Consider the following 18717-nt stretch of genomic DNA (forward strand, 5'->3'; position numbering starts at 1 on the left):
TCGCATTCGCGAGCGGAATCAAAAACGTAGCGGAGTCGGCGTTCGGAGCGGGATCGGCGTGACGGGCAGAACCTTGATCGTCGGTGTGACGAACAGAACCTTGATCGTCGGTGTGACGAACAGAACCTTGATGGCCGGGCCCGGTATAACACGGGACGATGAGCGGTCCCGATTCCGGCGACGAGAGGAGCGACGACAGCGGTGAGCCACGCCGCCACGACCCGAGCGAGGCCCCGCTGGACGGGACCGACGAGCCGGCACGTGGCTCGAGGTCGGCGAACGACGGCCGACCCCGAAACGGAGTCGGAACGGAGAACGAGGAGTCGGTCGTCCAGCGCAGCGGATCGGGGTCCGAAAGTGATGACGTCTCGATCGAGGACGACGGGATCGTCCGGTGGTTCTTCGGAACGAACGACGAGTCGGTCGTCCTCGTCCGGGATATCCTGAGCAGCGTCGCCATCGTCGCGGTGATCGGGCTCTTGCTGTTCGGGATCAGCGGCGTCTGGCCGCCGCTGGTCGCCGTCGAGAGCGGCAGTATGGAACCCAACATGGAGGTTGGCGATCTTATCTTCGTCGTCGCGGACGACCGTTTCGTCGGCGATGACTCGACCGGAGACACCGGCGTCGTCACACACGAGGACGGCGAGGACCACGAGAAGTTCGGCAAGGCCGGTGACGTCGTCGTCTTCGAACCCAACGGGCAGGCCCACCAGACACCCGTGATACATCGTGCACACTTCTGGGTCGAAGAGGGCGAGAACTGGGTCGACAACAGGGCCGAACCCGAGTACGTCGACGGCGCGAGCTGCGATCAGCTCCAGACCTGTCCGGCCGCCCACGACGGGTTCATCACGAAGGGTGACGCGAACCCCTACTACGACCAGTATCAGCGCGGCGGCGCGAACACCGATGTCGTCCAGCCCGGCTGGATTACCGGGAAGGCGTCGTTCCGGGTTCCGTGGCTCGGGTACGTCCGACTCACGTTCGATTCGATCCTCGGTGGGATGCTCGCGCCGCAGCCGGGTCTCGAGACCGTTGCGGGCACAGTCGGGACGGAAACGCCGGTCTCGAGCGCCGGTGCGGTCGGAGCGAGCGTCGGTGCGGCGGGCGTCGCCGCGGCCGGAACGGGTGCCGCGATGGCTGCGGGCCGGCGGCGTCGACGGTAGCCGGCCGCGTCGCTCGAGTCGAAACGGAGGGGTCAGCGAGAGAGGAGATAGTGGGATCAGCGGAAGGAGGTTCGGGGTCGGGGACGAATTCGGCCCTCAGTTTTCGAATCGGGCCTGGACGAACGGCTGGATGTCGTCGATGTTGCTCAGTCGGGAGTCCGAGAGCAGGACGGCCTCGGTCTCGTCGATCGGAACCGAGAGGCTGATCTCCTTGGTGCGACCGTAGCGGCCCTTCGAGACGACGACGGCGTTGACGATGCCGAGCATGTCGAGTTCGCTGATGAGGTCGGTCACTCGGCGCTGGGTGAGAACGTCGGCGTCGATCTCCTCGCAGAGGCGCTTGTAGATGTTGAACACCTCGCCCGTGTTGATGCTGTGAACGCCGTTTTTCTCGAGCAGGATGGTCGAGAAGAGGACGAGCTTCGACTGCGTGGGAAGGGTGCGGACGACCTCGACGACCCGATCGAGTTCGATCTTGTCCTGGGCCTGCCGGACGTGTTTCTCGACGATCGTCTCCGCCTGGGAGCGCTCGGCGAGCTCGCCCGCCGTCCGGAGCAGATCCAGTGCGCGACGCGCGTCTCCGTGTTCTTGGGCGGCGAAGGCTGCACACAGCGGGATCACGTCGTCCGACAGCGCATCACCCTTGAAGGCGACGTTGGCTCGGTGCTGAAGGATATCCCGGAGCTGATTCGCGTCGTACGGTGGAAAGACGATCTCCTCCTCGCCGAGACTGGACTTGACTCGAGGGTCCAGAAAGTCGGTGAATTTCAGATCGTTCGAGATTCCGATGATCGACACGCGAGAGTTTTCGAGTTCGGAGTTCATCCGCGAGAGGTTGTACAGCGTGTCGTCCCCGCTCTTCTCGACGAGCTTGTCGATCTCGTCAAGCATGATGACAACGACCCGCTCGTCGTAGTCGACGGCGTCGAAGAAGACGCTGTACACCCGATCGGTCGGCCAGCCGGTCATCGGTACCTCCTGGAACGACTCCTTGTCCTCCTCGAGGGAGTCGATTCGGTCCTCGATCTCGTTGTGGCTGGAAAAGGGCGTGGACGCGAGCGGGTGTTCCGCATCGGCTCCGTCGATATTCGTCGGATCTGTCGACCCCTCCGTTTCGACTGGAGAATCGGACGACTGCGACTCGGTGTCGGTTGCAAACGAAACGTCGTCGTTCGGATCGGAGCCGGCCGTCTCCTCGGCGGATTCACCGGCTGAATTGTCGCGACCGTCGCTCGCTTCGTACTCCTCGAGCGCCTCGAGGCGCTCCTCGAGCGACTCGATCTTTCGGTCGATCCGTGCCTCGTTTTTCTCGATAAACTTGTTCGCGAGCTGTGCGAGTACTCGGTACTGGGTATCGGTCACCTCGCAGTTGATGTACTCGACGTCACAGGGGACGCTGTACTTCTGGGAGGTGCTCTCGAGTTCCTTGCTGACGAACTTCGCGCTCGCGGTCTTGCCGGTTCCCGTCTTCCCGTAGATGAGGATATTCGAGGGCGTCTCGCCCCGGAGTGCAGCGACCAGGATCGTCGCCATCTTGTTGATCTGGTCGGTCCGGTGGGGGAGTTCGTGGGGCGTGTAGGACGGACGCAGCACCTCCTTGTTCTCGAAGATCGGCTCGCCGCTGAGCAGGTCGTCGAACAGTCCCTGGCTCGGTTCCTCGTCGCCGATCGCCGTCTCCTCGAGCGTCGTCGAGAACCCGTCGGTCTCGCCCTCGACGTCGTCGGTTCGTGGCGGCTCTGAGTTGTCGTCTGACATCCGTCGTTGGGATACCCCCTCGTTTCGTGTGGAGAGACGGACCCGAAAGCAGTGATACAGCGTTTGAACGGCCAGTGCGGCCGATCAAGCGGAATAGCGATCGGTTTCGGATCCAGTTGATGCAAACGAAACAGAGGAACACCGCGATATTAAATTCTTCCCTTTCACTCACGTAGGATATGATTCTTTTTGGACGGGTCCGGCCGCGAATCGAGTTGGAGCCAGCGGCCGACCCTGGCGGCGTTTCGGATCGACTCCGGTTCCAGCGGTGAGCGAAACCACACCCGTATCAGTTCGAGTCCCCGTTTGACAGTACTCGATCTCTTTGGAATGATACCGATACTCGTGGGCTCTTGGGATGAAGTTCTCGTTCGGTCAGTCGTCGAGGCGCTCGACGATTGTTGTCGGCTCCGTGATTACTCCCTGCTGGATCCGTTCGTCCCGAGCGTTCGATCCGAAGCCGAGGTGGTGGAAACATGGTGAGGAGCGACCGGCTTCCTTCGACGTCGGAGCCGGTCGCTCTCGAGTCGAAGAGTGGGGGGTTGGTGTCGGCGTTCCCCTCCCCCACCCCTTCGTTTCAACTGGAGAGCGGCGAGAGTGTGGGGTGGGGATCCGAGAAGACGGCCACCGAGGAAAGATATCGAGGCCTTGATCGGGTGATTTCGGGGGAGCTCGAACGATACACGGGAGTTCCGTGACGAGCGCTGTGGACTAGTTGTTTAGACGGAAAGTTCGGAAAGGATCTAGCAACTAGGTAGATAAGCCTAGTAAACCCTTCCCTTCTGAATCTAGTACGGATTCTGTTTTTCTCGTAGGATCATAAAACCTTCTCTTCACAAAGCACCCTCCCCCCTCCCCTCCCTTTGGAGCGTTCCAGTTGAAACGAAGGGGTGGGGGGTTCCGGCGTCTCATCCGATCGTTCCGCTCACCGCGAGTACCTCTGCGACCAATCCGATTGAATGACTTTCCTGTTTGTTGGCTACTATTCGGCCCGTCCTTCCGTCTCCCGGCGTTCCAGGTGGTGTGTGCTATCTTCTTCCATGGAATTCTTTCACAGCAGTCGAATTCTCTACACGTCTGACGTAGGCTTAAGTGAATTCAGTTTGTAGTACGCGCAGACGCACTTCGCGGTGCCAGAGGGCCAAGGATGGGACTGTTAACAGGACTCAAAGATAGTATCTCCCGGGTTACGGATCGGTTGTTTACCGACGATCAACCCAAACGAATCGGAATCTACGGACCGCCCAACGCTGGAAAGACGACGCTTGCGAATCGCATCGCACGGGACTGGACCGGCGATGCGGTCGGAACCGAAAGTCACGTTCCACACGAAACACGCCGCGCACGGCGAAAGGAAGACGTCGAGATAGAACGCGACGGACGGTCGGTCTCGATCGATATCGTCGATACGCCCGGCGTAACCACCAAGGTGGACTACGAGGAGTTCACCGACGAGATGGAGGAAGACGACGCGATCCGTCGGTCCCGCGAGGCCACGGAGGGCGTCGCCGAGGCGATGCACTGGCTTCGCGAGGACGTTGACGGCGTTATCTACGTTCTCGACAGCGCGGAGGACCCGATCACGCAGGTCAATACGATGCTGATCGGCATCATCGAATCCCGCGATCTGCCGGTTCTCATCTTCGCGAACAAAATCGACCTCGACGAGGCGAGCGTCAAACGGATCGAGGACGCGTTCCCCCAACATAAGACGGTCCCGCTCTCCGCGAAGGAGGGCCAGAACATGGACGAGGTCTACGACAACATCGCGGAGTACTTCGGGTGATCAGTCGTGCCCAAGGCAACTAACCCGGACGATCCCAACGGTAACGACGGCGTACAGATCGATCTCATCAGCGGCGAGCGGATGGACACCCTCGCCTCCACGGAGAAGATCCGGATGATCCTCGACGGCGTTCACGACGGCAACATCGTTATCTTAGAGGAGGGGCTCACCCCCGACGAGGAGAGCAAGCTCATCGAGATGACGATGGCCGAGATCAGCCCCGACGCCGGATTCAACGGCATCGAAATCGAGACCTACCCCAAATCGGAGACGAAGGATTCGTCGCTGCTGGGTCGGCTCATGGGATCGAACGAGTCGACGGCGAAGCTGACGGTAATCGGGCCCGCGAACCAGATCGAGACGCTCCACAAGGACGAAACGCTGATCAGCGCGCTCGTATCCCGTAACTAATGCCACACCAGTGTACGAACTGTGGCCACACGTTTCCGGACGGCTCGAAGGAGATGCTCTCGGGCTGTCCCGACTGTGGCGGGAACAAGTTCCAGTTTACGCCGAACTCGGACCGGAGCGCCGAGGACGGCGCCGACGGAGATGCCGACGATGAAACGCCGGCGGCCGATTCCACCGAAGCGAAAGCCGACGGCGTCGCCTCCCGAGCGGCCGAGACCGTCCGCGGCTGGGTTTCTTCGGAGCCGACCGACGAGTCGACTCCCGACGCCCCGGAGCCACCGGCAGCCGACCGATCGACGGCGAGCGCCGACACGGCCGATCCCCAGCCGACCGGTGACTCTCGAGGGTCCGAACCGACTCGCAACGAGCGGTCGACGTCCCCCGGAGATCGGAGCCGAGCGAGCGACGACGAGGACGACTCGTTTACCGAGTGGCCCGACTCGGCTCGTCGCCCCGAGGACCGCTCGTCGCCGTCTACGGAGTCCACGGCCAGCGATGCCACCGACGACCGCACCAGCTCCGAACTGAACTCGAGTGACCACCGGACCGATCCGATCGCGGACGCCTCGAGCGAGCGTTCCGGACCCGACCACGAGACGGCGGCAGTGGCGGACTCGGAGGACTCCGCGCAGGCGAGCGCCCGCAGCGAGGTCGTCCCGGCCGACGATCTCCCGACCGGTTCGGACGTAGCTGGCGAAGGTGATCCGATCACCGAGGTCGATCCCATCGACGACGGCGGGAGCGAGGAGACGCCCGATCACGGGCGAGTCGTCAGCGAGCCATCGGGTGAGCAGCCGTCGATCGAGGAACTCCGCGCGGAACTCAACGAGCAGTTCGAGAGCATCAAGATCCTCCGACCGGGCCAGTACGAACTCAACCTCATGGAGCTGTACAACCGCGACGAGTATATCATCTCGCTCCAGGAGGACGGCCGGTACGTCATCGACGTTCCGGAGTCCTGGCACGACGACGTCGACGAGTAGCGTCGACCCCTTCGGTTCGACTGTAGACGGCCACCACCAGCCCTCGGGTCGCCCCTTCTTCGACTCGAGTTGCAGTCGAACTCGGGGTGTGGCTAGCGAACGACGATCGGTCGAGAAACCCTGGCGTCTCGCGGTTTCGGCCGAGACAGATGGATTTAAGCGATGCGACCGATAGCGTCCGAACATGAGCACTGCAACCAAGGCCGTTCTCGCGACGATCACCGTGTCGGCGCTACTGTCGGCGCTGATCATCTTCCAGACCGTTCTCGTCTGATGTTCACCGCTCGAGAGCTCTCGTCCCCGGTTGCGGCGATCCGGGAGGAGCACGCTCCCGACGCAGTCGTCGTCGACTGCGATCGGGACTTCGAGACGCTCGCGCCCGCCCAGTCGGAGGACCTGGGCCTGCTCGTGGACTCACTCGAGCCGGCGACGTACCCGGCCGCGTGGCTCCCCGAGGATGCCCCGGAGCTCCTCGTCCGATACGCGAGCAACGATTTCACGATCGGAATGCCCGGCGACGGGAGCATCACCTGGACCCACCAGACCGACCCACCGACAGTCATCGTCAAACCCCGCGTCGAAGGGTCGCCCGAACCGTTTCTGGACTTCCTCCTGGCGGAGGCACTCGTCGAGGTCGGACTCGAGGTTCCCGAACACTTTCTCGGCTTCTTCGAAGAGGAGTACCCAAACCTCGAGCAGGCGACGGCGCTCGATCCGGCCGGCACCTACCAGATTGCCGCGGCGCTGTACGACGGCTGGACGGGGCTCCACACGCGCGACGTGTTCGCGGCGTGGGACGAGGACGAGGACGAGGGCGGGACGCATCCGGAGCTGGCCGACGCCTGGCGGGACGCGGGCACCCGGCTCGAGGACCGCGTCTCGGGGCTTCCGGGTGCGGTCGCCCGCGGCGAGACCGACTTTGCGGACGCGACCGAACTGGCCTGCGCCGCGATCAAACACGGCCTCGAGCTACCGGCGCCGTTCGACGCGCTCGACACCGACGCCTACCGGGATCACGGATCGGACTACGCGGTGACGTGGGCCGAAAAGACGTTCGACGCGCTCGAGGACTAAAACGTCGCGTCGATACTGCCGTCCTCGTCGAGATCGATCGTGCCGTCGAACAGCGCGCGGAACTCCTCGACGAGTTCCTCGTCGTGGGGATCCTCCGAGAGGTGGAACAGCCCGACGGCGTCGTGTTCGTCGAGCAACTCGAGAATACGGCTTGCGGCCTCGAGGGCCTGTTCCTCGCCGGCGTAGTAGGCGAGTTCGGTCACCGAGTCGAAGCTGAGCCGGAGTTTGCCGTCGTGGTTCTCGAGGAAGCCGTCGATGTGATCGACGATGCCGTCGACGTCGTCGGGCGCGGCGACGTAGTGGACGGTGTCGCTGGTCCGTCGCGAGTAGCCGCGCTCGATGGAGAGCGTGTCGAGGATCTCGGCGCGGTTCTCGTCGACGTCGTAGTACTCGAGTTTTTGCTTGGCCTCCCGTGCCGTCGTCCGGGTGGAGATGACGAGGAAGTTGTCGGTATCGGTCTTGAGAAAGTCGGTATCGATGCGGTCGGTCTCACCGGTACTCGGGTGCAACAGAAGGATGCCGGTTCCCCCGGGGACCGTCTCCGGTGTCCCCTCGATCGCCAGTTCGTACTCCATACTGCGTGACCAATTGCCGGAACCGACTTAATACTGAGGATATGTCGTCCCACAGCACGCGACGGCCGTTCCCGAACCACACCGCCGGTCCACTCTTCGAGTCGAAACGAGGGGGAGACCGGAATTGCCGTGCTGACGATCGGGAGCTTTCGGCCGTCGATTACACCTCCTCCTGACGGAGGAGCACGAGCATCGAGAGCCCGGAGATCACCACCAACAGGAGGGCGGGGACGGCCGCGTACCGATAGGCCAGCGCGTCCTGTGCGCCCCAGATGATCGAGACGAGCGTGTCCATTCCGACGGGCTGGAGCATCAGGGTCACCGGTAGCTCCTTCATCGTCGTCAGGAAGACGAGGACGCCGCCGGCGATTAGCCCGGGCATGATCAACGGCAGCGTGATCCGACGGAACGTCTCGAGACGCCCGGCGTTGAGCGTGCGGGCGGCCTCGATCGTCTTGTCGTCGATCTGCAGGACCGACGACCGGACGGTGCCGACCGCCTGCGGAAGGAATCGGACGACGTACGCGAACACGAGCAGGGCGACGCCCTCCCGATAGAACGAGGGGAGGGTCCTGGTACCGAGGAAGACGAGCGCGAGTCCGATGACGACGCCGGGGACGGCGAAGCCGACGTAGGTCGCTCGCTCGAGGATCCGCGAGACGAGCGAGCTCGATCGGCCGGAGTAGTACGCGACCGGCAGCGCGAAGAGGCACGCGACCAGCGCGGCCAGCAGGGCGAGGTATACCGAGTTGAACGCGAACTCGGGCTGGAACTCGAGTGACGGAATGGGATCGCCCTCGCTGCGGAACAGCCAGTTCGTGAAGATCGCGACCGGGACGGCGAGCGTAAGAAAGCCGATAAACGAGACGAACCCCATCGCCGGCCACTTCCAGCGGCCGAGACGAACGACGCTGCCTTTCGCCGTCCCGCCGGCGACGTCCTCGTCGCGGCCGATACCCGCTTCGATGACGAGAACGATCGCAACGATCGCGATTAGCTGTAGCGCGAGCAACGCCGCGTACTCGACGGCGAAGTTGCTGAACTCCCAGTAGATCGTGCTCGTGAAGACGTCGGCCTGCATGAACGCCGGCGTTCCGAAATCCGAGATCGCATAGAGGGCCGCGAGCAACGCGCCGGCCGCGATTCCCGGCCGAATCTGCGGGAACGTGACGCGACGGAAGGCCTCGAGGGGGCCAGCGTTGAGCGTCCGAGCCGCGTCGACGAGCGAGTTGTCCATCGACAGCAACGCGGCGCGGGTCGTCAGGAACACGTAGGGGTAGGTGTACAGCGTGATGATCAACACCGCTCCCGACAGGCCGTCGACGCGCGGGATCGTCACACCGAACAGCGTATCGATCTCGCCGCCCGGACCGAACATTCCCGCGAACGCGATCGCGCCGATGTAGCTCGGGATCACGAGCGGCAGCGCGGCGACGATCGTCCAGAGTCGAGGGTACGGGAGGTCCGTTCTCGTCGTCAACATGGCGAGTGGAACGCCGAGCAGGATCGAAAACACGGTGACGAGCACCATCAGCGTGATACTGTTGATCGTGATCCAGGCCGTCCGCGAGGAGACGACGAGGTCGTACGCGCGCGTAGCCTCGACCGTCGTCGCCTGCCAGAACAGCCAGAACATCGGGGAGACGACGAGAAACGCGACGAGACCGCTCAGAAGTGCCAGGATCGTCATCGAACGGTCGGTGTTCCCGAGTCGATCCTGTACCGACTCGAGTCTCCGCGAGGAACCGAGATAGTCCGTAGGTGGTTTCATTGTAGATCGTCTGCCCGGATCGGCGGAGCCGTGGACGTGGTCGGCCCTTGGAGCTAGGCGCTCCTAAATCCCCCGAAGCGTTCCCGAGGTGTGAGAAGCCGAAAAGCGACAGCCACGGCGTCTCTGACTGGGTATATGCTTACAGCCGCGTCAGACCGTCATCCCTTCCTCGCTGAGGAGGTCCTGGGTCTCCTCGAGATCCATGTCGAAGTCGCTCAAGTCGAACTCCGGCGGCTCGAGCTCCTCGAGGTCGGGGAGGTCGCCGACGTAGTCGACGTTCTCGACGACGGGGTACTCTCCATTTGCGTCCATCATGAACTCCTGGCCCTCCTCAGCCAGCAGGTGACGGACGAACTCCGCGACGAGCTCGGGATCCTCCACGTCGTTCGTGACGCCGACGCCCGCGACGCTGAACAGACAGCCGGGATCGTTCTCGGTGAACGCCACGTCGATCGTCGCGTCGGGGTCTTCGTTGAGGATACGGGCGGCGTAGTAGCTGTTTCCGAGTGCGACGACCGGGTCGTCATCGCCACCCCTCTCGATGGCCTCCGCCTGATCCGACCCGCCTGAGAACAGCTGGATGTCCTGGTCCTCGACCATCGCCCGGACCCACTCGCGAGTTTCCTCCTCGCCCTCGAGTTCGACCATCGCTTGGATGAACCCTCGGAAGGTTCCGGAGTTGGGCCGCGTCGAGATGATCCCCTCGAATCGGTCGTCGGTCGCAAACTCCATGATGTCGGTCGGAAAGTCGTCGCCGTCGCCGTCCCAGCGCTCGGTGTTGTACAGAATCGAGCGAACCCGACCGGAGACGCCGGTCCAGTAACCGTCCGGTTCGTGGTAGCTCTCCGGAACGGCGTCGACGACGTCCTCGGGCAGTTGCTGGACGGCACCCTCGCGCTCGAGCTCGGCCAGCGCGCCCGGATCCTGTGAGTACATCAGATCCGCCGCGACGGCGTCGCCCTCCTGGAGGATCTGGTTGACCTGCACGTCGTTGTCGTCGTAGTCGACGTTGAGCGTCAGCCCGTCGTACTCCTCCTCGAGCGCGACGAAGACGGGATCGATCTGGTCTCGGGTGCGCCCGGAGTAGATCGTCAGCTCGCCCTCGAGGTCGCCCAGGTCGTCCCAGGAGACGGCCTCGGAGTCGACCGACGCCTCGCGGGGACCGACGTCGGCGACCGCCCCGGCGCTTTCGCCGTCGTCGCCGAGACAGCCTGCGAGTCCCGCGAGCCCTGCGACCGACACCCCCGTCGCCGCGAGAAATCGTCGCCGTCCGGTCGCCGTTCGCTGCGTTCGATCGTCGTCTCGCTGGTGCATATCTAGTTTTAGGTTAGCCTAAAACACTAATACCTTCCGATTGTTCCCGTCAGAAGGGCCGAGAGGTCGGGGTAGCTACCGCTTCCCGTTCGGCCCGAATCCGATGCCCACGGATTTCGGCCGACCTAAACCTCCACCCCATCTTTTTAGGCCAACCTAAAGAGCCTGTCGGTGATCCCCGTCTTCCGGGGCGAGAGCCGAACCGGTTTTGGCCCTCTGGCGGAAACGAGTCGGTATGAGCGTACGCGAGGAGTTCGACGAGTGGGCTACGAGCGGTCGCGACAGGGGAATGGAGGAACGCCACTGGCACACCGCCAAACACGCGCTCGCGCGAATGCCCGTCGAACCGGGCGACACGGTTCTCGACCTGGGCTGTGGCAGCGGCTACGCGGGTCGTGCGCTGCGAGACACCAAGGACGCCGGTCGAATCTACGGACTCGACGGCTCGCCCGAGATGGCACACAACGCTGCGGGCTACACCGACGATCCGCAGGTCGGCTACGTCGTCGGCGACTTCGGCGCCCTGCCCTTTGCCGACGACTCCATCGATCACGTCTGGTCGATGGAGGCCTTCTACTACGCCGCCGACCCCCACGAGACCCTCGAGGAGATCGCACGCATCCTCCGGCCGGGTGGGACGTTCTACTGTGCGGTCAACTACTACGAGGAGAACGTCCACTCCCACGAGTGGCAGGACAACATCGCCGTCGAGATGACCCGCTGGGACCGCGACCAGTACCGCGAGGCGTTCCGCTCGGCGGGCCTCTCGGTCGCCGAACAGGACAACGTCCCCGACCGGGAGATCACGATCCCCAGCGAAGCGGAGTTCCCGCTCGAGGACTGGGACACCCGCGAGGCGATGGTCGAGCGCTACCGGGAGTACGGCACCCTGCTCACGGTCGGGGTCGCCCCCTGATTTGGGTCGACGCTCCGGTCGAACCCCTTGATTTCCACTCGACCGTTCGAACGTCCCGTCGGTTTTCTACTCGGGACGGTAGCTCTTCTTCCGGGACGGCGGCCAGCGACAACGAGGCGACTGCCGAAACGCCGATCGAACGTGACGGTACGGACGAGGACGAGATCGACCAGTCTGCAGCGGAACGCGACGAGAGCCACGGCCCCTCGCCCGAACAACGCGAACGACGCTGTCGGCGTCCGTGCTGTACGGCGGTCTCACTGCCCCCGGCGAGTAGCGCTACTCGAATCGCTCGCCGGCCGGAATCGTCACTTCGAGCCAGTTCTCTTCGGGGGGAAGGGGACAGTCGAACGTCTCGCTGTAGGCACAGAACGGCGTGTACGCGAGGTTGAAATCGACGACCAGCTCGTCGCCGGTCTCGAGGTCCCGGTCCGCGGCAAGCTCCATGTACCGCCCGCCCTCGTAGGTCTGCTGGCCCGTCGTCTTGTCTCGGAACGGGACGAAGTAGGGCTCCTCGTTCGGGCTCTCGAGCTGGTAGGCCGCCAGCTCGAACGCGCCGTCCTCGAGGTCCTCGTCCTCGCGATCCAACTCGAACTCGAGCGTCGCCGCCCGAAGGTAGCGCATCTCTCGACCCGCCGTGGTGTCCATCAGGACGACCTCCGGATCGTCGTGGGCGGTTACGGTTGCAGTCACTCGATAGGTCGGATCCGGCTCGAAGTAATCCAGCCCCTCGAACTCCTCGCGGTCCTCGGGCGGCACCGGCGACTGGGGGTGTTCGGCGAAGAAGTCGTTCTTCTCGGCGCGCTTTGCCTCGAGTTCCGCGCGCCACTCCTCGACGTCGATCGAATCGGTCATACGGCCAGTTGGAAACCGAACGGGGAAGGCGTTGTGCTCCGCCGTCGCGCCCGACACGTATACGACGATTGTTACTAACTACCCAGGAAGGGTTATTATCCCCGAGACCCGAGGGCGAGGTATGTGGCCGTGGGAACATGCGATCATGGGGTACGTCGCGTACTCACTGTTCTGCCACGCCTACTACCGCGACTCGCCGGGGGGACTCGAGGCGTTCGCGGTCGTCTTCGCCTCCGTGCTCCCCGACCTGATCGACAAACCCCTAGCCTGGGAGTTCGGCGTCTTCGAGGTCGGCTACGCGATCGGCCACTCGATCTTCTTCGCCGTTCCCCTGTCGATCGCCGTCGGCGCACTCGCCCGGACGTACGGCCGTCCTCGAGCCGGGCTCGCGTTCGCCGTCGGCTACCTGCTACATCTGCCCGCCGACATCGTCGACGGCTACGTCCGGGACGATCACCTCAGCTTCTGGATCGTGCTGTGGCCGTTCCGCCAGGACGAGGTCCACCTCCACGCCCACGAACACACCGGCTTTGCCGACCAGTTCTTCGTCCTCCTGGGGACCTACCACCAGGAGCTGTTCTCCGACGACCCGTCGACGTACGCCCTGGTCATGCTCGGTGCGACCGGCTTCGCCGCCCTCCTGTGGCTCTACGACGGCGCACCGGTCCTCCGTGAGTCGGTCCTCGCGGTCAAGCGCGGGCTCGAGCGATCGGTCGAGCTGGTAACCGACTCCCGAAGCCGCTGACGCGAGCTGGCGTCGGTCCTCCGTCCCGAGGTTTATATCCCAAAGCGCGGCTACGGTCCGTCAACGCTATGAGCGACCGACGATGAGTACGGCAGGAATGACCGACTGGCGCTCGATCTTCGGCCACCCCCAACCCTACGACGAGCAGGTCGACGGTATCGAGACTGCGGTCGAGACGGCTCGAGGCGGCGGCTACACCGTCGTCGAGGGGGCCTGTGGGACCGGGAAGACGATGATCGCGCTCACCGCCGGGATCGACCTCGTTCGCGACCCCGATACCGACTACGAGCGCGTCCTCGTCCTCACGAGCGTCAAACAGCAGCTTCGCCAGTTCGAGGCCGACCTCGAGACGATCAACGCGAACCTGCCCGACGACTGGAACCCCGTCTCGGGGCTAACCCTCGTCGGGAAGGCCGACGTCTGTCCGTACAACCGCGCCGGTGCAGGAGGAATCGACGACGGCAACGTCTACGATCGCTGCGAGAGCCTGCGCGAGCGCACCCGCGACCTCACGGGCGAGGGCGGCGAGACGACCGCGGGCACGCTGACCGCCCGCGCTCGCCAGCAACAGACCGGCCTCGCCGACAGCGGATCGACGGGATCGACGGGACGGTTCCTCGAGACCGCCGGAGAAACGGCGGCCTACCCGCCGGAGATGCCGACCTACGGCGACGGCGGCGCGGTCGGCGCCGAGACGGAGTACTGCCCGTTCTACGCCCAGTACCTCGAGGACCTGCCCGACGAGGAGGACGGCGATCCCGCCGAGGCGGTTCCCTTCGATTTCACCGACGCCGGGATGTTGACTCCCGACGATCTCGTCTCGCGCTCGGTCCGCAACGGCACCTGCCCACACTCCGTGATGGGCGCGGCGCTAGGCCACGTCGAGGTCGTCCTCGGCAACTACTACCACGCGTTCGACCCGACCACGACGACCGCCTTTACGGGGGCCCTGCTCGACGACTCGACGTTCGTCGTCTGCGACGAGGCCCACATGCTCGAGCCCCGCGTGCGCGATCTGGTCAGCGACGGCGTCGCGGATCAGCGCCTCCGGGACGCCGAGACGGAGCTCTCTCGAGTGCTCCAGCCGATCAGGTTCGAGCGCGAGGGCCGAGAGGCCCAGGGCGGATCGAAGACCGCCGACGCCGACCTGGTTCGGGGCGAACTCGAGGACAGCGACGTCTCTTTCGAGGAGCTGTCCCGCACCCTCGAGTTCGTTCGGGACCTCCGGGAGGAACTCGACCGCCGCGTCACCGCCTACCTCGACCGGAACCACAGGGGATGGCAGTCGAATCCGACCGAGCTCTCGGACGCCGAGATTCCCCTGCGCGACCCGCAGGAACCGGCCGTCGACGAGCTCACCGAGTGGGCCGCCGACGCGGGCTACAGCGATGCCGTCTGGGTCCGGGCCGAGAACGTCGGTGCCGTCGTCGAGCGCGTGTTGAACGAGGCCGAGGACGAGGACCGAACCCGGGCGGCGCCCGCCGTCGGTCGCGTTCTCGGCGAGTGGTACCGCCGGGACCACACCGATTACTTCCGGGAGATCGAACTCGAGCGCACCTGGGACGAGACCGAGCCGGCCGACTCTTGGCGGCGAGCCTACACCGCTCGCCTCGCCCTGCACAACTGTGTCCCCAGCGACGCCATCGGCGACCGGCTGGCGGCGTTTGGCGGTGGAATCCTGATGAGCGCGACCCTCGAGCCAGTCGACGCGTTCACCGAGGTGACGGGACTCGACTACCTCGCCGATGAGGAGGACCGTCCGGTCGTCGAACGCCAGTACGGCCTGCACTTCCCCGAGGAGAACCGCGAGAGCTTCGCGGTGGCCGCGCCGAAGTTCACCTACGACAACCGGGGTCGACCCGGCGAGACCAACCCGACGCGCACCCACTACGCCGACGCCGTCGCGAGGGTCGCCCGGCTCCCCGGCAACGTCCTCGTCGGGATGCCAAGCTACGCGGAAGCCGAGTGGATCGCGGGTGCCCTCGAGGACCGGATCGACAAACCCGTCCTGCTCGACGCCGCGAGCGACGACGAAACGACCCAGTCGCTCAAGAACGACTTCTTCGCGGGTGAGGGAAAGGTGCTCGTCACGAGTCTGCGGGGGACGCTCACCGAGGGGGTCGACTACAGCGGCGACCGACTCTCGGCCGCCGTGGTCTGTGGCGTCCCGATCGTCAACACCTCGAGCCCGCGAACGACGGCCGTCCGTCGGGCCTACGACGACGCCTTCGGCGACGGGTTCGAGTACGCGCTGACGATCCCGGCGGTCCGGAAGACCCGCCAGGCCGTCGGGCGGGTCATCCGCTCGGCCGAGGACGTCGGCGTTCGGGTGTTGCTCGACGAGCGCTACGCGCGGGACAGCTGGGACTCGGTGCGGGAGTACCTCCCCGACGACGGCGAGTTCCAGCCTGTCAGCCCCGATATGCTCGAGCTGGGCCTCGATCGGTTCCGGTCGCGGCTCTAGAGAAAAACAGCGAGCGCTCCACGGGCCACTCGACCCGTGGTCGGTTACTCGCTTTCGACCGGGCAGACCCGATGTGGGCGGTCGACGCTCGACTCACGGCGATTTCCGCACCGTGACGGTTCTGGTCGTCGTCTCCGCGTACAGCGAGTACAGCAGGACCGTACAGCCGCCGGCGGTGAACGAACTCTGGACGGCGACCCCGAGTGCGATCCGGCCGGCGACGAGGTGGACGACTCCACCGAGAACCGACCCGGCGACGAGCAGTCCGAATCCGATGGCGACCGCCCGGAGGGGTCCGGCGCCGGTCCGTCGGAACGCACGGTAAGCGAGGACGGCGACCGCGCCGCCGGTGAGCAACGTTGCCGTGTTCGCGGCTGCGATAAGGACGCTGTATTCGTTCATGGGTCCCCGCTTCCCGAGCGGGAGTACCGCTCGAGAACGCGTTCGTTCGCCGCTGGGTCACGGTGGTACTTCAGTCGGGTGGCCGGTTCCCACTCGAGTGGAACCGTTCGGGTCCGTTACTCCGCGACGGTCTCCGCCCACTCGTCGACCCACTGCTCGAGGTCGGAGCGGAGCCGATCGTACCCGACTGAGACGGGGTCGGCCGGAACCGCCGCGGTCTCCTCGAACGGCTCGTCCAGCTCGAGGAACGCTCGACTGAGCGCCGGCATCGCGGAGTGACGCTCGGCGAACGCGGCCTGAACGTCGCTCGAGAGCAGGAAGTTCAGGAAGTCGTAGGCGAGATCCACCTCCTCGGCGTCCTCGAAGACGGCCGCGCCGATCGGCGTCTCGTACCCCTGTTCGTCCGGGAAGGCGAGCTCCCAGTCGTCGACCTCCCACCCCTCGCGCTCGGCGAAGGCGGCGTCGGTCGAGTAGCCGACCGTGAGCGGGTGATCGCCGTCGGCGAACGCGGCCGTCGACGCTATCCAGTCGTCGACGAGTTCGAGTCCGTTCTCCTCGAGATCGCCCCAGTAGCGGCGATAGCCGTCGTCGCCGACCACCTCGACCGTCCAGAGCAGGAAGGCGAGGCCGGCGTCGGAGCGATCGGGACGCGGGGCGAGCAGGCGCTCCTCATACTCGTCGTCGAGCAGGTCGGTGAGTTCGTCGGGTCCGTCGAGTTCGCTCTCGTCGTACCACAGACAGCTGTACCGGACGCCGACCGGAACGGCGCGTCCCGAGGGATCGCCGAACTCGAGGCCGTCTCGGATGCGCTCGGTTGTCGGAAGCCGATCGGTGCCGAGTTCCCGAAACAGGGAGTGCGACGCGAGGTCGGCGTCGAGTCCGGCGAGATCCGGCGGCGTGAGTCCGAGGTAGACGTCGGCGTCGATCTCCGCGTCCTGCTCGGCCCGTCTGCGGTAGTGGTCGAGACCGGCCTCCGGAATCGTCCACTGGAGTTCGGCGTCGGGGAACTCCTCCTCGAAGGCCTCCTTGATCCACTCGCCGACGGCCCGCTCGCCGACGACCATCGACTCGGTCGTCGCCACCCGGAACGTCCCCTCGAGGTCGGGCTCGTCCGGCTCGGTGTCGTCGCGCTCGGTCGCGTCGGTCGCCTCCTCGCCCTCGTTCTCGCCGTCTTCGTCGTCATCGTCCTCATCGTCGTCCCCGACGGGGGAGGAACAGCCGGCCATCCCGGCGAGCGCTCCGACGCCGACGGTCCGCACGACCGAACGCCGATTCATGCTGGGAGCCACACACCGTGTCGTCTTAAGCGCCGGGATCGGCCGCCGGATACCGAGGGGCCCCATCACAGAAAGGCTTTGACGGTCGACGGCGATCGGCCCCTGTGACAGCCACCACGAACTCGCCGCGGCGGCGCCACGTGCTCGGCGGCGTCGTCGCGGTCCTCGGCCTGCTGACCGGCGCGATCCTGCTCGAGGTGCTCGGAACGATCCTCTTTGCGCTGACGGTCGCGTACGTGCTGGTGCCGGTTCAGGGGTGGCTGGTCAGGCGCGGCCTCGGCGAGTGGACCGCCGCCGTCGGCGCGACGCTCGTCGGGTTCGTGAGCGCGACCGCAGTGTTCGCGCCGATCGTCCTCACGCTGTACTTCCGGGTCGACGAGGTGATCGCCCTCGTCGAGGGGGTACCGGCCGAGATCCCGGTGACGGTTCTCGAGATGACGTACACGATCGAGACGCGGGAGGTCCAGGCGCTGGCGGTCTCGTTCCTCCGCGACGTGGCCGTTTCGCTGGCCTCGTCGTTGCCCGTCCTCGCGATCAAGTTCGCGCTGTTCGTCATCCTGCTGTTCGCGCTGCTTTACAGGGGCGACGCCGCCGCACGCGCCGCGATCGCACCCGTCCCCCACGAGTACAGAGGAATCGTCCGAGCGCTCGCCGTCCGGGCTCGAGAGACGTTGTACGCGATCTACGTGCTGCAGCTCGCGACGTCGGTGACCTCGCTCCTGATCGGCTACCCGCTGTTTCACCTGCTCGGTTACGAAATGGCGTTCACCCTCGCGCTGTTCGCCGCAATCTTACAGTTCGTGCCGATCATCGGTCCGAGCCTGTTGATCGCGCCGATCGCGCTCTACCACGTCGTCGCGGGCGACGTCGTCGCGGCCGCGCTGGTCGGCGTCCTCGGCATCGGGCTCGTCGCCTGGCTGCCCGACATCGCCGTCAGACCCCGCCTCGCCCGCCGCTCGGCCGGACTGCCGGGAAGCCTCTACTTCGTCGGGTTTACCGGCGGACTCTTCACCCTCGGTGCGATCGGGATCGTCGTCGGCCCGCTGATCGTCGCGATCTTCGTCGAGGCGGTCGAGCTGCTCGCCGACGAGGTCAACGGGGACGTAAGCCTCGCGGAGCTCGCACCGCCGGACCTCGAGGACGGCACGCGAGCGCCGAGTGCCGACGTGGAGTCCGAGGCTTCGACCAACGACTGATCGGGTCGAACCAGCCAACACGCCTTT

The 18717-nt window shown here is 65.2% G+C and carries 17 protein-coding genes; 10 read left to right on the plus strand and 7 right to left on the minus strand.

The genetic code is table 11. The features are described 5' to 3' along the window. Positions 1–158 precede the first annotated feature (158 nt). A complete protein-coding gene (locus ACFEMD_RS09570; RefSeq protein WP_394740785.1) occupies positions 159–1166 on the plus strand; it encodes a S24/S26 family peptidase in 1008 nt (335 codons plus the stop codon). 96 nt (positions 1167–1262) lie between these two features. Here the strand turns inward: ACFEMD_RS09570 and ACFEMD_RS09575 are convergent, their stop codons facing one another. Further along, positions 1263–2921: a Cdc6/Cdc18 family protein gene (locus ACFEMD_RS09575; protein WP_394740786.1), complete on the minus strand. Its 1659-nt coding sequence runs from the start codon at positions 2919–2921 to the stop codon at positions 1263–1265. A 1147-nt stretch (positions 2922–4068) separates the two neighbouring features. Here ACFEMD_RS09575 and ACFEMD_RS09580 point away from each other — a divergent pair. The 5 genes from ACFEMD_RS09580 to ACFEMD_RS09595 all read left to right on the plus strand — a co-directional run bounded on the left by ACFEMD_RS09580 (position 4069) and on the right by ACFEMD_RS09595 (position 7175). Then, positions 4069–4707, plus strand: coding sequence for an Era-like GTP-binding protein (locus ACFEMD_RS09580; protein ID WP_394740787.1), 639 nt, complete (start codon positions 4069–4071; stop codon positions 4705–4707). 6 nt (positions 4708–4713) lie between these two features. Then, on the plus strand, positions 4714–5118 hold the full coding sequence (locus ACFEMD_RS09585; RefSeq protein WP_394740788.1) for a DUF2073 domain-containing protein: 405 nt from the start codon (positions 4714–4716) through the stop codon (positions 5116–5118). After that, positions 5118–6101: an OapC/ArvC family zinc-ribbon domain-containing protein gene (locus ACFEMD_RS09590; RefSeq protein ID WP_394740789.1), complete on the plus strand. Its 984-nt coding sequence runs from the start codon at positions 5118–5120 to the stop codon at positions 6099–6101. The genes ACFEMD_RS09585 and ACFEMD_RS09590 overlap by 1 nt, the downstream gene beginning before the upstream one ends. A gap of 184 nt (positions 6102–6285) precedes the next feature. Continuing rightward, positions 6286–6375, plus strand: a complete 90-nt coding sequence (locus ACFEMD_RS22060; RefSeq protein ID WP_449560121.1) for a hypothetical protein — start codon at positions 6286–6288, stop codon at positions 6373–6375. Continuing rightward, positions 6375–7175: a DUF7089 family protein gene (locus ACFEMD_RS09595; protein ID WP_394740790.1), complete on the plus strand. Its 801-nt coding sequence runs from the start codon at positions 6375–6377 to the stop codon at positions 7173–7175. Before ACFEMD_RS22060 ends, ACFEMD_RS09595 begins: the two co-directional genes overlap by 1 nt. Here the strand turns inward: ACFEMD_RS09595 and ACFEMD_RS09600 are convergent. The 3 genes from ACFEMD_RS09600 to ACFEMD_RS09610 all read right to left on the minus strand — a co-directional run bounded on the left by ACFEMD_RS09600 (position 7172) and on the right by ACFEMD_RS09610 (position 10835). Further along, on the minus strand, positions 7172–7750 hold the full coding sequence (locus tag ACFEMD_RS09600; RefSeq protein WP_005554822.1) for a DUF7090 family protein: 579 nt from the start codon (positions 7748–7750) through the stop codon (positions 7172–7174). The two genes, ACFEMD_RS09595 and ACFEMD_RS09600, sit on opposite strands and share 4 nt — an antisense overlap. A 160-nt stretch (positions 7751–7910) precedes the next feature. Further along, positions 7911–9521 carry an ABC transporter permease gene (locus ACFEMD_RS09605; RefSeq protein ID WP_394740791.1) on the minus strand — a complete coding sequence of 537 codons (1611 nt, stop codon included), beginning with the start codon at positions 9519–9521 and terminating at the stop codon, positions 7911–7913. 150 nt (positions 9522–9671) lie between these two features. Then, positions 9672–10835, minus strand: coding sequence for an extracellular solute-binding protein (locus ACFEMD_RS09610; protein WP_394740792.1), 1164 nt, complete (start codon positions 10833–10835; stop codon positions 9672–9674). A gap of 235 nt (positions 10836–11070) precedes the next feature. Between ACFEMD_RS09610 and ACFEMD_RS09615 the strand changes: the two genes are divergently transcribed. Continuing rightward, positions 11071–11751 (plus strand): class I SAM-dependent methyltransferase, encoded by a 681-nt coding sequence (locus ACFEMD_RS09615; RefSeq protein ID WP_394740793.1) that lies wholly within the window; start codon positions 11071–11073, stop codon positions 11749–11751. Between the two features lie 279 nt (positions 11752–12030). Here ACFEMD_RS09615 and ACFEMD_RS09620 read toward each other — a convergent pair whose 3' ends face one another. Then, positions 12031–12606 carry a DUF1684 domain-containing protein gene (locus tag ACFEMD_RS09620; RefSeq protein WP_394740794.1) on the minus strand — a complete coding sequence of 192 codons (576 nt, stop codon included), beginning with the start codon at positions 12604–12606 and terminating at the stop codon, positions 12031–12033. Between the two features lie 121 nt (positions 12607–12727). On the opposite strand from ACFEMD_RS09620, the gene ACFEMD_RS09625 reads away from it, so the two are divergent. Together ACFEMD_RS09625 and ACFEMD_RS09630 are read left to right on the plus strand one after the other, a co-directional pair. Continuing rightward, positions 12728–13351 carry a metal-dependent hydrolase gene (locus ACFEMD_RS09625; protein ID WP_394740795.1) on the plus strand — a complete coding sequence of 208 codons (624 nt, stop codon included), beginning with the start codon at positions 12728–12730 and terminating at the stop codon, positions 13349–13351. 97 nt (positions 13352–13448) lie between these two features. After that, positions 13449–15815 carry an ATP-dependent DNA helicase gene (locus ACFEMD_RS09630; protein ID WP_394741050.1) on the plus strand — a complete coding sequence of 789 codons (2367 nt, stop codon included), beginning with the start codon at positions 13449–13451 and terminating at the stop codon, positions 15813–15815. 93 nt (positions 15816–15908) lie between these two features. On the opposite strand, the gene ACFEMD_RS09635 is transcribed toward ACFEMD_RS09630, so the two are convergent. Continuing rightward, positions 15909–16217, minus strand: coding sequence for a DUF7521 family protein (locus ACFEMD_RS09635; RefSeq protein ID WP_394740796.1), 309 nt, complete (start codon positions 16215–16217; stop codon positions 15909–15911). A 116-nt stretch (positions 16218–16333) separates the two neighbouring features. Then, positions 16334–17494 carry a thiamine ABC transporter substrate-binding protein gene (locus tag ACFEMD_RS09640; protein ID WP_394740797.1) on the minus strand — a complete coding sequence of 387 codons (1161 nt, stop codon included), beginning with the start codon at positions 17492–17494 and terminating at the stop codon, positions 16334–16336. A 104-nt stretch (positions 17495–17598) separates the two neighbouring features. Here ACFEMD_RS09640 and ACFEMD_RS09645 point away from each other — a divergent pair, with 104 nt between their 5' ends. Then, on the plus strand, positions 17599–18690 hold the full coding sequence (locus tag ACFEMD_RS09645) for an AI-2E family transporter (RefSeq protein WP_394740798.1): 1092 nt from the start codon (positions 17599–17601) through the stop codon (positions 18688–18690). The last annotated feature ends 27 nt before the right edge of the window (positions 18691–18717 follow it).

Source organism: Natronococcus roseus (assembly GCF_043677095.1).
Taxonomy (GTDB): Archaea; Halobacteriota; Halobacteria; order Halobacteriales; family Natrialbaceae; genus Natronococcus; species Natronococcus roseus.